The 14,927-nt window shown below is 55.4% G+C and carries 15 protein-coding genes and 1 pseudogene; 9 read left to right on the forward strand and 7 right to left on the reverse strand.

Features of this window, described 5'->3' with window-relative positions; all coding sequences use genetic code 11:
• Positions 1-121: 121 nt before the first annotated feature.
• Positions 122-1,198, reverse strand: coding sequence for an integrase core domain-containing protein (locus tag FYC48_RS03975; RefSeq protein ID WP_149495356.1), 1,077 nt, complete (start codon positions 1,196-1,198; stop codon positions 122-124).
• A 1,212-nt stretch (positions 1,199-2,410) separates the two neighbouring features.
• Between FYC48_RS03975 and FYC48_RS03980 the strand changes: the two genes are divergently transcribed.
• Positions 2,411-3,574 carry a hypothetical protein gene (locus FYC48_RS03980; RefSeq protein WP_149495357.1) on the forward strand — a complete coding sequence of 388 codons (1,164 nt, stop codon included), beginning with the start codon at positions 2,411-2,413 and terminating at the stop codon, positions 3,572-3,574.
• A 94-nt stretch (positions 3,575-3,668) separates the two neighbouring features.
• On the opposite strand, the gene tuf is transcribed toward FYC48_RS03980, so the two are convergent.
• The 4 genes from tuf to FYC48_RS04000 form a co-directional block, all read right to left on the reverse strand.
• Entirely contained in the window at positions 3,669-4,871 is a 1,203-nt protein-coding gene (gene tuf, locus FYC48_RS03985; RefSeq protein ID WP_149495358.1) for an elongation factor Tu, read from the reverse strand.
• Positions 4,872-5,341: 470 nt separating this feature from the next.
• Positions 5,342-5,683: a hypothetical protein gene (locus FYC48_RS03990; RefSeq protein WP_149495359.1), complete on the reverse strand. Its 342-nt coding sequence runs from the start codon at positions 5,681-5,683 to the stop codon at positions 5,342-5,344.
• A gap of 15 nt (positions 5,684-5,698) precedes the next feature.
• The gene (locus FYC48_RS03995) at positions 5,699-6,526 is read right to left on the reverse strand and encodes a nucleotidyltransferase domain-containing protein (protein ID WP_149495360.1); all 828 of its coding nucleotides are present in this window, start codon (positions 6,524-6,526) and stop codon (positions 5,699-5,701) included.
• Entirely contained in the window at positions 6,523-7,398 is an 876-nt protein-coding gene (locus FYC48_RS04000) for a nucleotidyltransferase domain-containing protein (RefSeq protein ID WP_390622112.1), read from the reverse strand. Before FYC48_RS04000 ends, FYC48_RS03995 begins: the two co-directional genes overlap by 4 nt.
• Before the next feature lie 281 nt (positions 7,399-7,679).
• Here FYC48_RS04000 and FYC48_RS04005 point away from each other — a divergent pair, with 281 nt between their 5' ends.
• From FYC48_RS04005 to FYC48_RS04035, 6 genes and pseudogenes are all read left to right on the forward strand, one after another.
• Positions 7,680-7,913: a hypothetical protein gene (locus FYC48_RS04005; protein ID WP_149495361.1), complete on the forward strand. Its 234-nt coding sequence runs from the start codon at positions 7,680-7,682 to the stop codon at positions 7,911-7,913.
• Between the two features lie 86 nt (positions 7,914-7,999).
• Positions 8,000-8,245: a hypothetical protein gene (locus tag FYC48_RS04010; protein WP_149495362.1), complete on the forward strand. Its 246-nt coding sequence runs from the start codon at positions 8,000-8,002 to the stop codon at positions 8,243-8,245.
• Between the two features lie 34 nt (positions 8,246-8,279).
• Positions 8,280-8,774 (forward strand): annotated as a pseudogene (locus FYC48_RS28280) (DUF2924 domain-containing protein).
• Positions 8,771-10,336, forward strand: coding sequence for a recombinase family protein (locus FYC48_RS04025; protein ID WP_149495365.1), 1,566 nt, complete (start codon positions 8,771-8,773; stop codon positions 10,334-10,336). The pseudogene FYC48_RS28280 and the gene FYC48_RS04025 overlap by 4 nt, the downstream one beginning before the upstream one ends.
• Positions 10,333-10,770, forward strand: a complete 438-nt coding sequence (locus tag FYC48_RS04030) for a hypothetical protein (protein WP_149495366.1) — start codon at positions 10,333-10,335, stop codon at positions 10,768-10,770. Before FYC48_RS04025 ends, FYC48_RS04030 begins: the two co-directional genes overlap by 4 nt.
• Before the next feature lie 84 nt (positions 10,771-10,854).
• Positions 10,855-11,199, forward strand: coding sequence for a helix-turn-helix domain-containing protein (locus FYC48_RS04035; RefSeq protein WP_149495367.1), 345 nt, complete (start codon positions 10,855-10,857; stop codon positions 11,197-11,199).
• A 268-nt stretch (positions 11,200-11,467) separates the two neighbouring features.
• Here the strand turns inward: FYC48_RS04035 and FYC48_RS04040 are convergent, their stop codons facing one another.
• Together FYC48_RS04040 and FYC48_RS04045 are read right to left on the reverse strand one after the other, a co-directional pair.
• Entirely contained in the window at positions 11,468-11,791 is a 324-nt protein-coding gene (locus FYC48_RS04040) for a hypothetical protein (protein ID WP_149495368.1), read from the reverse strand.
• Complete coding sequence (locus FYC48_RS04045) at positions 11,757-12,098, reverse strand: amidoligase family protein (RefSeq protein ID WP_160149312.1); 342 nt, start codon at positions 12,096-12,098, stop codon at positions 11,757-11,759. Before FYC48_RS04045 ends, FYC48_RS04040 begins: the two co-directional genes overlap by 35 nt.
• A gap of 249 nt (positions 12,099-12,347) precedes the next feature.
• Here FYC48_RS04045 and FYC48_RS04050 point away from each other — a divergent pair, with 249 nt between their 5' ends.
• Together FYC48_RS04050 and FYC48_RS04055 are read left to right on the forward strand one after the other, a co-directional pair.
• Entirely contained in the window at positions 12,348-12,554 is a 207-nt protein-coding gene (locus FYC48_RS04050) for a hypothetical protein (RefSeq protein ID WP_149495370.1), read from the forward strand.
• Positions 12,547-14,811: a terminase gpA endonuclease subunit gene (locus FYC48_RS04055; RefSeq protein WP_149495371.1), complete on the forward strand. Its 2,265-nt coding sequence runs from the start codon at positions 12,547-12,549 to the stop codon at positions 14,809-14,811. The genes FYC48_RS04050 and FYC48_RS04055 overlap by 8 nt, the downstream gene beginning before the upstream one ends.
• Positions 14,812-14,927 lie beyond the last annotated feature (116 nt).

Here is a 14,927-nt window from a genome sequence, read left to right on the forward strand (position 1 = left end):
AGCAGACGACCATGATCTTGTCCGAAATCTAGCCAGAACGGTGCCTGGCGGTCCGTTCTTCGGCTCTGGCCAGTCAACCGAGTTCGGAATGCAACAGGTCGATCTTCAGGTAGCGAAAAGATCATGCTGCGGCGCGATAGGACTTCAAGTGCCCACCGAGTTCGGTTTGGCATACCGCTTTATGTTGAGATAGATTAACTACTGTCGGCTCCCCTTCATCGCAGACAGGTGGAAGATGATCGCGCCCAGTGTGCCCGCGGCGTCGGTTGTACCACTCCTGTGAAATCCTGAGGATGTGGTCCAAATGCTTTTCGCTAACCACGCAAAACGCGTTTAGGACCTCGTGTTTGAGTGTCTGAATCACTCGCTCGACGAATGCTTGAAGATTGGGCGACCGTGCCGGAGTCTTCTTGATTCTACAGCCAGTCGACCGGAAGACCTCGTCGAACGCGTCGACATACTTGGAGTCTTGGTCGTGTTGCAGAATCTCGCATGACAGGCCTTCGTCCTGTAAGTGCATATCGAAGTTGCGAGCTTGTTGAGTCGTCCATTCGGCGGTCGGATTTGCGGTGCATGGCGAGATCCAGATGCGTCGCGTTTCAACATGAATAAACACCAGGAAGTAGAGATCGACCATGCCTCTAATCGTCCATTTCCGCTTTGACGCAAAGTCACACTGCCACATCGTCGCCGCATGGCGTTTGAGAAAGTCCGACCAGGTATCAGGATGGTCACTCGGATCAGGACCGAGTCCGGCTTCGACCAGGACATTCTTGACTGTTTGCCGTGAGATCCGATGCCCTAGCCTTCGCATCGCCTGGACGATCTTGGTGTAACCCCAGCCGGTTTCTTTGCGGATCCGGATGATCGTGTCGGATATGCTCTGATCAATCCGTGGCCGGCCCGGCCTAATCTCGGTTTTGGACTTTGACCGTTTTGCTGGTCTGTCCTCCATCGTCCGGATCCAGCGACGGAACGTAGAGTAGCTGACGATTGAGATCAGTTCTTTGATGCGCGGGCCAAGCTTTCTTCCATGGCGGATCAGCCGCCGCCGCTCCTGATTGCTCAGCGTGATCCGATCAGGTAGCTTGCTCCGAAGGATTGCATTCTCCGCTTTCAGATAAGTCACTTGCTGGGCCAACTCCTGCCGAGTGAGCGAAGCAAGCAGTGCTAAAAGCGGGTGTATGATCGCGGCCATTCGAGCTGCCGATTCCTTTGCATATCCTGGAATAGTCGGGGTGGCAACATTTTTTTACCCCGCTGAAACGACGAGCGTACGGACCGATTCGCCCACTGCAATGGTCGCAAGCGTGAACCGTGGTTTGCCGTCCAGGCTTCGGCCGCGCCGTTCCGAAGTATCCGAACAGATTGCCAGCGATGGAGCTGCTGAGGGCGACATTCTCTCTCCCTGTTAACAACTCGCAGACATGTGAGAGAAAGCAGCGTCGGTTGACAGTAACGTCCCCCATAGATCTCGCATTTGCGTCGCCCGAGGACGAATCAAAAGGGACGGCAATTGCATTGCAAAAGGTGTGTTCAGCACGAAAAAGCCTGCGAAATCCGCCGACTCTCTCCGTATTGGTTTTGTACGGGGAGCTTTTTGAAAAACTACGGAACGAAGTACCGTCCAGTTAACGCCCGCAAGGCCCCAATCGGCCCGCGGGCGTTTCTCGTTTCGGCCCCGATTTTCGCGGTGTTACGCGACTTCTCGCCGGCCGGCCACCTCTCGCGCGTTCGCGAGCTGTCACCTCTGAGACAAGCGTGAAACCCAAGATCGCGCTCGAATCCCCGCCGAGACCGCCAAAACATCTCACTCTCTCTGTATCACGAGCCCAACCGGGTTAACGCCCGATCTCTCTTTGATGCACCGGGCCAACCTGCTCGCCAGTGCTTCCGCAAACCTCTCCCGAATTCAGCCAAGAGAGTCGCGAGAGACTGCGAGAGCTGCCACGCTCACCGCTCCCATGCGGGCACACCTCTGCGACAAACCTTGGCACGTGAGAGATCTCTGGTAGCAAGTCGCTATCCCGGAAAGCAAACCGGAGTTTCTGGTTGCGGTCTGCAACCGGATTGAATGAGTTGGAGCAGCTGCATCGCCTAAATAACAACGGCAACCCGAGCAGCGGTATTCACACGTCTGGAGTCGCTTGTTTTGTGACGCAATAATCCATGGTAATCAAAAGCAGAAAGCTTTTCGTATTCGCAATATGACCAATTGACTTCGAGCTCGCAGTGCTACCGCAACCTGTTCTCGCCGTGTCGAACACGATGTATAGAACCTACGGTGGTCGGTTTGTGTCGAAGCATTGACGCCGTTCACCAAGGAACTCAGTGGATTTGCATTGTGAATGTAACGCCTGAAAAATTGATCGATTCTGTCGTTCAGTTAAATCGTACGTCGGATTATCGAATGTCATTTTATGAGTTTGATGATCTCGAATCGCTTGAGGACCAAGAATCAAGAACAGCAGAGGTAATTGAGACTTTTCAGGCAATCATTGACGATGGAGTGACTGGCCTTTCCTTTCGGGACGATCCAGACAACGAGGAGTTCGAGGTTTCAGAAATCGTTCGCACAGCTGAAGAGTACAAGACACTTGATGCCAGAGACAAGGGTTGCATCTCGTTTCGATCGCGATCATTCCAGCTCGTATCGCCCAAGAGCGATATGGCTCATGCGGCACAGCATCAGCAAGATCGGCTACGATTGGTATCCAATGATGGCGTAGTCCTTTCGATCAACTACTCTCCCCTGCCCGTAGGCGTCTATGCGAGCGAGAAAGGGCTTTACAACGAATACGTTGTGTCCCCTCTTGGTTACTGTGCGGTAGAAGTTGACTTTGCAGAATCAAAAGTCAAACCAAGCGAAATTGTTCTAGACCAACTTATTGATCGATATCTCTTCGGACTTGCTGCTTCTCATGAAATCGTTTTTGAACGGAGCGAGTTCTTTATTGATGAAGAGCACGGAATGGACTGGTGGGAGGCGGGAGAGGAGCCGGATTTTCCGCTTCGGCCCCTAGACGAATACAATGAAGGTGTCCGGTTGTACGTAGCTGCTGTCCAAGTAACCGATCCGGAACTTCGCCTTTTTAGTCTGTACAAGGTGCTCGAGTATTTCGGACCGTGCGTTAAGAACCTGGATTCTCATGAATCGTTGCGGAAAAAGCTTGATCGTCCTGAAGCACTGCAGCCTACGGGGCAATTTCTTCGAGAGATTCTTTCGTTAGCGAAGGACTACGAAAAGCAAACGGCCGAGCGTGATTTGATCAAGCGAGTATTGCTAACGGGTACAGACCTACCCGGCCTCCTTGAGGCACTTCCTGATAAGTTAAAGCGAGGCTTTGATGGCAATAGCTCGAAACTCGAAAAGGTCGCAAGAGATGTTGCCGATGCGATTTGCTCTACGCGGAATTATGTAGCTCATGCCAAAGCGAACTACTCTCCGACAGGCACTGAGTGTGCTGGTGACGACTTGCTCAAGCTTAACCAGTTTGTAGCCGGAGCGGCGCAACAGCTGATTCGCTGGTACAACCGGCTTCCAGAACATCTGAAAAACGAGATTCATGATTGAGCATTATGGTTTGGTCGTACTTAAAGCGTTACAAACGCCCGCGACGGATCTCTCCGCCGCGAGCGTTGTGCAATGCTATCCAATTGTCGCCAATCTAGCCGACCACGCGTGTCACCACGCCCGATCCGACGGTCCTGCCGCCTTCACGGATGGCGAAGCGGTCACCGTCAGCGACCGCGATCGGTTGCTTCAGCGTGACTTTCAACTGCACGCCGTCGCCGGGCATCGCCATGTCGACTCCGCCCAGCACGTTTGCGCTGCCGGTCACATTCGTGGTTCGGAAGAAGAACTGAGGAGCATAGCCGTCGAAAAACGGCGTGTGTCGGCCTCCTTCCTCTTTCTTCAACACGTACACTTCAGCCTCGAATTCACGATGCGGAGTCAATGTCCCCGCCTTCGCCAAAACTTGACCTTTGGTGATCTCGTTGTGAGCCGTCTTGCGAAGCAACACACCAACGTTGTCACCAGCGTTTCCGGCCTCCAAGACTTCGCCGAATGATTCCACTTGCGTGATCACATCTGTCGCGGTCGCGGATCTCAGTCCGAGGATCTCGACGCTGTCACCGGCGCGAATCATTCCCTGCTCAATCTTGCCAGTCACGACAGTGCCGCGGCCAGCGATCGAATAAACGTTCTCGATCGGCATCAAGAACGGCTTGTCAACCAGACGAACGGGATCGGGAATCCAGCGGTCCAGTGCATCTAACAGCCGCTCAATGCACTCAATTGCCCCTGGATTCGTGGGGTCGTCGTGCGCCAGCTTGGCCGATCCGCGAATGACCGGAGTCTTTTCGCCATCGTAACCGTACTCACTGAGCAACTCGCGCAAATCCAGTTCGACCAGCTCGAGCAATTCAGCGTCTTCTACCAAGTCACATTTATTCATGAACACGACCAAGTGCGGCACGCCAACTTGTCGGGCCAGCAACAAGTGCTCGCGAGTCTGCGGCATCGGACCATCAGCTGCAGACACCAACAACACTGCGCCGTCCATTTGAGCCGCACCAGTGATCATGTTCTTGATGTAGTCGGCGTGGCCGGGACAGTCGATGTGGGCGTAGCTTCGGGCAGCGGTTTCGTACTTCACATGCGAAGCGATCACGGTCACAGTCTTGTTCTTGTCACGAACAATACCGCCTTTGGCGATCGATTCGTACGACTTGTACTTGGCCAGTCCCTTCTCGGATTGAACTCGCAACAGGGCAGAAGTCAGTGTCGTTTTGCCGTGGTCGATGTGACCGATCGTGCCGACGTTGACCGACACCTTGCCATTTCGCGTCATTTCGTTCTGAACCATAGCTCGCAAACTCCTTTGTAAAGGAAACGTTTCGCACCGATCGCCAGCGGCCGAGGTGAGCAGCCTCGGCAACCTTTTTGCCCTGCGTGAGCGCCAGATGAACGGAAACGAAGAAACAGGAAAACGCCGTCAATCACGAACCGGCAATCCACAAAAAAAGCCCGCCAAGTGAATCACCAGGCGGGCTTTGCGAATCGTTTTGAACTTAGACTTCAACCACGACGCACCATCCCCGCCTCGCCGTCGAATGACGAGTCGGTCGTTGATGATGTTGATGTTGTGGTGAAAGTAGTCATTGGGTTTCCAGAATTGACGGACCGAAGCAGAGACACATGGTCGAAAGATTGGTTCGCCAGCAAAACAGATGCAGCTCGGTTAAAGAATGCTGTTAGACGCAACAGTCCAGCTGACTAATTCAGTTCCGGTAACACCTCACCCGTAGAACTGTTACCTCGCAGGTTAAAAAAAAGTTACCTTCCTAGCAAACGTTCGGACAGATCAGACGCGAAACCGCTGACGTACTCTCCTGATGCTTCGATCGTCTCCAGTACATCGTGGAGCATTTTGATGCGCTCTGGGCGGACGAAGGCGTACCCAGTGTCTTCGATAGGCGTGTCAAGCCAGATTCCGATGGGTACGCCTTCGGACTGAACGCGAGCGATGTATTGCCTCGCTTCCAAGTTAGTCGGGAGTCCGTTCTCGTCGACCGCGGATGCTGGAAATGCCAAGAACGTGTAAGGACATTCCCCTCGATCCAACAGTGATTGAGGGTCAACCAATTCCCTGTGATTGATTTCTTTGGAATGCGGCATGCTTTGCTCCTGCGACTAGTATCCCATTCCAAGATCTTGCGCTTGTCGGGTCAACTCATCGAGTGCCTTTACACGTTCAGGTTTCAAACGCAATCGAACCAGTAGGTCGTTTAGCTCGCCACGAGCCGATGGCATCTCGGGAAGTTTGGAGGCTTCGTAGGCCGACTCGAGTTCGGCAGTGAGGCGTTCGTATTCTCGGGTGTGGAATTCCAGATCGGCGGCTTCAAGCGTTCCTTTCTCGGGTCCGCAACGCTTGCGGTCCACGAGCTCGTCAATGTACGAGAGTTTGGCCGACTTGTTCAGCGTGATCAGGTTGGCTTCGACCTCGCCAGTGCGCATTAGGTGAATCCCCGTCAGCAGCACGCGATAGACGTACAGCAGCGGCTTGACGCGCGGCGGCGACTCCTTGGCGAAGAGCTTCCACTGGGTCGCGGCAAATCCGAGGTAGTGATGTGCGTGATGACGCGTGATGCAGTTCTTGGCGATCGACTTGAGTTCCTCGTGCTCGGGAGTGCTGTACACCACCAGCGGCGAGAAGATTTGCTCAAGCACGTACCCGTTCCGCTTCAGCATCAACCGGAAGAACTTTTCCACGTCGTGCGTGACCAAGTCGATTTCCAGACCGTCGTAGATGCCCTCTTTTTCTACCGTTTGCTCGCCCTCATCGAGTCCGGCAACGGTCTCCAGTGGCAGCATATGAACGCCACGGAGATCGAAGTCGGAATCGGGCGAAGGGAAACCATAAAGATGAGCTCCACTGATGGTCGCAAACAGCAGCGGGTATGGATGCGACTCGACATGCTGCATCATCTTCACGTGGTCAATCGTGCTGGCATCGGTCATGGCAATGACTCTCCCATCGCTCGCCGGCGTGCGTCGACTAGGAAAGCATTCGCACGCTCGTAGTCAGGACGGTCCGGTAGCTTGGTTGTTTTGAACGCAGACTCAAAATCACTTTGCAGTTCCTTCCGCCACGAGTCTGCTTCGGCGAACGGCATCTCACCTCGTTTGATTGTCAACAATTGATCTCGATACTGGCCAACGTCGACCATCATCTCACCCGAACGTAAGACATGGGTTCCAGACAGCAGCAACCGGATCAAGTGCATCACGTGTTTCCACTTCACTCGTCCCTGATTGCGGATGTCGGTTTGCATCTTTTTGAACTGCGATGCAACGTATCCAGAGAACGTCTGGAAGATGAGCTTCGAGAGGAATGCAGATCGCATCTCGAGCAGTTCTTCACCCAGCGGAGTCGCTGACTCAACGATTGGGGAATAGAGGCACTCGAGCACATTCGGGTTCGCCTTCAGCGCGAGCACGATGAACTTCTGCAGTTCCCAGTAAACCTCCTGTGTCTCATCATTTTCCAATTGCTCAGGAACCCCGAAGAGCGACCAATGCAGTTCAGCTGCCGGTAGGTAGATTCCACGGCGATCGGTATCGGACGCTTCGTCTTCAAGGCCGTAGGCCCGCGATCCGATCACGCAGCGATAGATCACGCGATCGTACAAGCCCGAACTCATCAGCGGCGCGTCGCTATCACGGATGCTGTTTGATTTGAATTCCGCCAGCCGAACAAGTTGGTCGTGATGGATCGGAGCCTCGAAACCGTCACTGAACTTCACGCGATAAGCGTGGGTGCGATCGACTGGCGACCGGACGATCACACCGACAGCGCCCGCCGGGTGCGCAATGCGATCGTTTGCCGCCATGACTTCCTTCTGAGCGACCACTTGCGTGCCGACACTGTAGATAAGCGAATGTTCCGTCACTGAAAGCTTCCCTATGGAGCGTGACACCTTGGAGTTGATTGGACGACACGATAGAGACAGATTTTAGCTAGATGGGTTCTGCTGGAGCGAATCTCGTTCGTCGGCCCGGGCGTGAACCGGGTAGGTAAGTCTCGTTGGCTGTTAACTTCTTCTCCGTTGGCTTTGGCTGGGCGAGCATCGCAGGCACTTGGCGCGGACTGCATCCACTTGAGGAGCATTCTGTGTCGTCGCTTTATCTCACCGAAGACCTATCTGCTGGCGAGCTCTCCGCCGAGCAGCGCGAACAACGTGTCGTCGAAATCCTGGCGATCGGGCTGATGCGTCTGAATCGTCGAGCCGGACTGTCCAAAGCAACTGAGCGAGTTGGTTCGACTTCTTTGCCAATCTCTGGCGACTCCGCCGCATCTCGGCTTGAGTCTCTTTCGGATTCTGGGCTGACTGTTTCCAACCGTTAACCCTTTTCAGATTTCTGCAAACGAGACAACCGATTCAACGAGACACCGAACCCGATCCTGCCATCCACCGACATTCCGTCCATCAAGTGCGTCAACAAATCGAAGGAGCAGACGAAGCGACCGAACAACCGATCGATCAGAACACGGCCAATCAGCACCAACGCCGTGTTGTTGAAATTCTCGGGATCGCACTGGCCCGATTGAACGGTCGCGGCGGTTTGAGCAAATCGACCGGACTAGACGGCATCCAACCGTCGGAAATCTCTGGCGACTCTTCGGCATCTCGGCTTGAGTCTTCTCGCGACTCCGGGCTGACTGTCCACAACGGTTAACGCACCCGTGATTCTCGAGAAGGAGACCCAACAAATGGCACTCAACGTGACCAGGGAGGTTCGGAGGATGGAGAAATGCTCCGTCCGGGACCTTCGCAAACAATACGCCGAAGTCTTCGGCGAAGCGACCAATGCGTCCAACAAAGATTGGCTGATCAAGCGAATCGCCTGGCGGATGCAATCGAACAGAGAAGGCGACATATCTAAACGGGCTCGTCAGCGAGCGTTGGAGATCGCATGCGATTCTGACGTACGCATGTCGCCTCCGCCGGAAATGCCCAAGCCGAAGCCTCCACCGGACCGCTAAGTGACCGAGGAATTCCGGCCGTCGATCGACAAGCGTCTTCCGCCACCCGGAAACCTCATCACTCGCAAATACAAGGGACAGCTGCACATCTGCAAAGTTCGCCAAGACGGCTTTGAGCACGACGGCGAATTTTACAAGTCACTGACCGCAGTGGCGAAAGCGATCACCGGTCAGCACTGCAGCGGCTACGCATTCTTCAACATTCAAAAGGCGGACTCATGAAAAAGACCGAAACCAAGAAAACGATCCGCTGCGCGATCTACACGCGGAAGTCGACTGAAGAAGGACTCGACCAGGAGTTCAACTCGCTCGATGCCCAACGTGCGTCGGCCGAGAATTTCATTGCTAGTCAAGCAAGTGAAGGTTGGGTCGCACTGTCGACCCAATACGACGACGGTGGTTTCACCGGCGGGAACATGGACCGGCCGGCGCTCAAACAGTTGATGGCAGACATCGACAGGGGCAAGATCGACTGTGTGGTTGTCTACAAAGTTGACCGTCTCAGTCGATCGTTGCTCGACTTCTCTCGCATGATGGACGAATTCGAACAAAAGAAGGTGTCGTTCGTTTCGGTCACCCAACAGTTCAACACGACCTGCAGCATGGGGCGACTGACGCTCAACATCCTTCTTTCATTCGCCCAGTTCGAACGCGAAATCATCTCGGAGCGAACACGAGACAAGATCGCCGCGGCACGTCGCCGAGGCAAATGGTCGGGCGGGATGCCTGTGCTTGGTTACACGGTTCCGGAAGGCACGACCAAACTGGTTGTTGATCCATTGGAGGCCGAGCGTGTGCGAGCCATCTTCGATCTGTACCTTGAACGCAAGTCATTGCTGGGAGTCGTCGCTGAATTGGATCGCCGTTGCTGGGTTGCAAAACAATGGACAACTCGCAAGGGCACCCAGCGTGGAGGCCGGCCGTTCTGCAAGACGAGCCTGCATCGCCTTCTGACGAACGTGACCTACCTCGGGAAGTTGAGGTACAAGGACGAAATCCACGAGGGCGAACACGATGCGATCGTCGACGAGGATGTCTGGAAAAAGGTGCAAGCCTTGATGAACCGCAACGGACGATCCGGCGGTGGCGAGGTGAAAAACAAGTTCGGTGCATTGCTGCGGGGACTGCTTCGCTGCAAACCCTGCGATTGCACCATGATTCCATCGCATTCGACCAAACCAAACGGCAAACGATATCGCTACTACGTTTGCGCCATGGCCCAAAAACGAGGCTGGGCGAATTGCCCAACCAAGTCGGTGCCGGCCGGCGAGATCAAACGCTTTGTAGTCGACCACATTCGTTGCATCGGCCGCGATTCGGACCTTGCTCGAAAGGTAATGGAACAAGGCGAAGTCGAATCACGAACGCAGATTGCTGCATTGGCCAATGAAGAACATCTGCTACTGAAGAATCTCAGCCTCTGGCAAACGCAACTCGGTGAAGTTCTCCGCAAGCTGCCAGCGATGGGCGAGGATTCGGTGATGCTGGGGATTTTGGCTGATCTACAGGACCGAATCCGCGAAGGCGAAAAGCGACTCACTGCGATTCGGATTGAATCGGATCAACTTGCCCGATCCAAGGTCGATCCAGATTCGGCAACCGAGACATTAGCGCACTTCGATGATCTCTGGGAATCGCTTGTCCCCAGAGAACAAGCCGAATTGATTCAGATGCTGATCCAATCGATCGAGTACGACGGCGAGGCCGGTAAGATCTCGATCGCGTTTCATCCTTCAGGAATTGGTGTGATCGAACAACGCTTGCTCGCGGGGGCTACCGAATGAACTCGACAATTGTCTTCGAAGCAAATCTGACCTTTGAACGTCGTGGGGCCGGATCGCGACGAGTCGCAACGGACGAGAAGCCGGACGAAGATGATTTGCCGGCCGGACGTCTCATGAAAGTCACCAAACTGATGGCGTTGGCGATTCGGTTCGAGGAACTGATCGCCGACGGCGTCGTCACGGATTACGCCGAGCTCGCACGGCTGAGCCTCGTTTCCCGAGCCCGTGTGACGCAGATCATGAACCTGCGATTGCTCGCACCGGACATCCAAGAAGCGATCCTGTTCGCCCCGGAAATTCGCAAGGGTCGCGATCCAATTTCCGTTCGCGACATGCAGCCGATCGCGCTCACCGCGAAATGGAAACACCAGCGCGACATGTGGCAAGAGCTTTCTTCTCGGCTTGGACCAAACGTGTCCACTGAATCCCAATAATCGCCGGCATCGCTGCTTTCGTTAATGCCAGCAATCTCGATTGCCGGCTGAAGATCGTTTCCCGCTTCCAGGATGGAGTGACAGATGACCCCGCAAAAGTTTGGTGCCCAAATCCGCATTCGTCGACTTGAAAATCACCTCGAGCTGCCCCAGCTCGCCGAGCAACTTTGGATTTCGCCCCAGCACCTGGCCTCGTTGGAGCATGGTGAGTTCGAAGAAGGCGATGACGACCTAATTGAGAAACTGGACATCATTCTCGATTCACCGCCGTGGGACCGCCTGGCTTTCGATGGCTTCCGACAACTTTTCCCCGAACGATCAACGCCTGCGGATCTGGCGTTCGTCACTGCATTCCGAACGCCAGTCGAGAATTCACCGGTTTTCTTTTCGCTGCGTGACCAAACGTGTCCACCCCTGTCGCAATGCTAGCAACTCCGGCGACGGGGCTGGGTGAATCGGCAGGACGCCCAAACGGATCGCTCGAACAGCAGGCCACGGACGAGCGGAACGGAGACCAAATTGGATCGGTGGTGGAATCCGCCATCGCTCAGCCTCGTCGCACTTTCAATCAGCCATTCGGAATGGAACTGACCTTTTTCCCCATGGACGCTTTATGACCTGTTCGTGATCCGCTTTGGACAATCGATGCACACGCTCAACTATCAACGATTTACCAACTTGCCATTCTTGCTATCGATCAAACCACAACGGCTTCGGGAATTCCTGGAGCCGTTTCGTGATTACCTTTCCGTGAAGCAATTGCATCCGGACCAGACCGCTCTTTCCCACAACGATTACGTCCAGAGGCTTTCCGAAGTGTTTGCTTCTCCGGATGCGGATACGCCATCACCACTTCTGGATGCTCTGCATAGCGGTCGCGTTCGCATCGCGTCTTCGCCGCGTCCTTGTTGCCATAGGACTTGATCTGCTTTGCCCATTGGTTTCGTTCGCGGCGTCGCGTTCCGGTCGATGCGTAGATTGCTTTTTCATGGTTGGCGATCAAGGAAATCAGTCGGGCCAAGGCCGCCGTTCCATGAAATGGTGATGTGTAGCCCGCAAGATTCGTTCACCCGCGCCCCGCGTTCTTTGATCGTGTCGACCGCGGTTTCGACGTTTTCCAATCCCTCGCGTCCGCGGAGGACCGGTGAAACAAACTCGCAAGGTTTGCGGCCGGCCGGCGTGCGGATGCTGCCGTCGCGTTCGGCTTTCCAACCCTCGGGCAACCAGGAAACCGGAAGGCCGTTGTGGTAGCCGCCAATCGGCGTGCGATCGTGTCCGGGCATGTGAGTTTCGATTTCGATACCGAAGGCGATGTCGTTGGCGTGCATGTTTGTGTCTCCGAAAAGCGTGGAATTCGTTTTGCGTTGACACACATGAGCCATGCGTTTTGAGACACCTCAAGCGAAGTTTGAAAGTAATGTTCCAGTAATCTGCAGCTTTCTTTTCTTGCCCACAGGCGGCCAGTTTTGGCCCCACGTCGCCGCCCAAAACATGCGGCCACTGACCGCAAACATGCACACAATCACGACAGTGGCCGACGTGTTGGCCCAGTCGCAATCCAACCCACGGAGCCCGTCATGGAAGGCAATAACGAAGAACTGAACCCGAATGCGATGACCGCCGAACAAACCGCCGCGCTGTTCTCCAAGTTGCGTCGGCGAAAGGTTCCGGTTGCCGAAATTGAAGCGGACATCGAGGACGGCGCGCCGACCAACGGTGCCGGCCGCTTGAACCTGTTGACTTACACCGCATGGATGTTGAAGGAGGCCGGTCGTGGTGAATGACCCACGCAAACTGAAACCGAGCGAGTGCTGCCGGCTACTCAACTCAACGCCGCTCGGTACCGTCATCAATGAACGGCAATTGCATCGGCACCGAGTCGAAGCGGGCAATCGCATCGGAGACGGCCGGCACGTTGATCTATTGGCTTACGCTGATTGGTTGCATGAGAAACGGCATGCACCGAAACCGGTTTCCGATGTAGATCCGTACGCCAAGCTCAAAGAGAGTGCCCGCGCACGAAATGCCGCCATCGCACTGGCCGGTCGCGATATCGGAGAATTACCGGCGGTCGAGAATCCCGAACGCAAGGCGAAGGCTGCCGGTTCATTCCGAGCGTTCTGCGAGGCGTACTTCCGCTTGACGTTTCATCTCGAATGGTCGCCGGACCACTTGAAGGTGATCAGCAAGATCGAAGAAGCGGTCATCCGCGGCGGTCTTTTCTCTCTCGCGATGGCGCGTGGATCCGGCAAGAGTTCACTCGCCGAAGTCGCCTGCATCTGGGCGGTGCTGAACGGGTTTCGCGACTTCGTTTGTCTGATCGGAAGCGACGAAGGTCATGCCTGTGACATGCTCGACTCGATCAAGACCGAACTCGATAGCAACGACCTACTCGCCGCCGACTATCCAGAAGTTTGCTTTCCGATCCAAGCCCTTGACGGCATCGCCAACCGAGCGAACGGCCAGCTTTTCGAAGGCAAGCGAACTCAGATTGGTTGGACGGCCAAAGAAATCGTCTTGCCAACCCTTGCCAGCAGTAAAGCCAGCGGCGCGATTATCAAGGTCGCCGGCCTCACCGGTCGCATCCGCGGCATGAAGTTCAAACGGCCGGACGGCAAGACCGTTCGGCCTTCGTTAGTCGTCCTGGATGATCCGCAGACCGACGAATCCGCTCGCTCGCTGTCGCAATGCGCCAACCGCGAAGCGATCCTGGCCGGCGCGGTTCTCGGCCTCGCCGGCCCAGGCAATAAGATCTCGGGCATCATGCCATGCACGGTCATCCGTCCTGGCGACATGGCCGACAACATTCTCAACCGCGACCTGCATCCGGAATGGAACGGCGAGCGGACTCGCATGGTTAACGCGTTTCCGACCAACGAAACGCTCTGGCAACGTTACGCAGAGATCCGTGCGGAAGGATTGCGGTCCGGCGATGGTGGAGCCGCCGGCACCGAATTCTATCGCCAGAACCGTGAAACCATGGATGCCGGCGCGGACGTTTCATGGAAAGAACGTTTCAACCACGATGAACTGTCGGCGATCCAACACGCGATGAACTTGAAGCTTCAAGACGAAGCCGCGTTCTTCGCCGAATACCAAAACGAACCGCTGCCTAAAGAAACGGTCGGTGCCGATCAACTCACTGCCGACCAAGTCGCCGCCAAGATCAACAATCTTCCGCGACGCCGGATCCCGATTGCCGGAAATCATCTGACCGCATTCATCGACGTCCAAGGCAAACTGCTCTTCTACGTCGTCGCTGCGTGGGAAGATGATTTCACAGGCTACGTTGTCGATTACGGAACCTACCCCGATCAACAGCGAACCTACTTCACGCTCCGCGACGCGCGGCACACGTTGGCCACTGCGGCCGAGGGGACGGGGCTTGAGGGCAGCATTTACGCCGGCCTCGAATCGTTGACAATCGAGCTACTCGGTCGCGAGTGGCAACGTGACGATGGGGCAGCCATGAAGATTGGCCGATGTTTGATCGACGCCAACTGGGGTCACTCAACCAACGTCGTGTATCAGTTCTGCCGGCAAAGTCACCACGCTTCGATCCTGCTCCCATCGCACGGCCGATTCGTCGGCGCCTCATCCAACCCCTTCAGCGAATACAAACGCCGGCCCGGTGATCGCGTTGGGCTCAACTGGCGAGTCCCTACCATCCATGGAAAACGCGCCATCCGCCACGTGATCTACGACACGAATTGGTGGAAGTCATTCACGCACGCGCGACTCGCCGTAGCCATGGGCGACCGAGGCTGCCTTTCCATCTTCGGCGATCGCCCCGACCAACACCGAATGTTTGCCGAGCAAGTCACGGCCGAGTACTACGTCCGCACCGAGGGCCGCGGACGAACCGTCGACGAATGGAAAGCCCGCCCCGAACAACCCGACAACCACTGGCTCGACTGCCTCGTCGGCTCCGCCGTCGCCGCTTCCATGCAGGGTGCATTGCTATTCGGCACCGATCTAGCTACAGCTTCTAGAAGAGCACGAGTTAGCTTCCGACAACTTCAGAGGAAGAAGAGAAGCTAGACGCGTCCCTGTGTGGACGTGCTCCAGCCAAAACAAGAGAGATGTGGTACTTGTTTGCAGGTAATCCGCATTGAAGTGGGGCGTACGCCAACGGTTTCTGATTGCTACACTACTTG

This window comes from Roseiconus lacunae (genome assembly GCF_008312935.1).
GTDB lineage: Bacteria > Planctomycetota > Planctomycetia > Pirellulales > Pirellulaceae > Stieleria > Stieleria lacunae.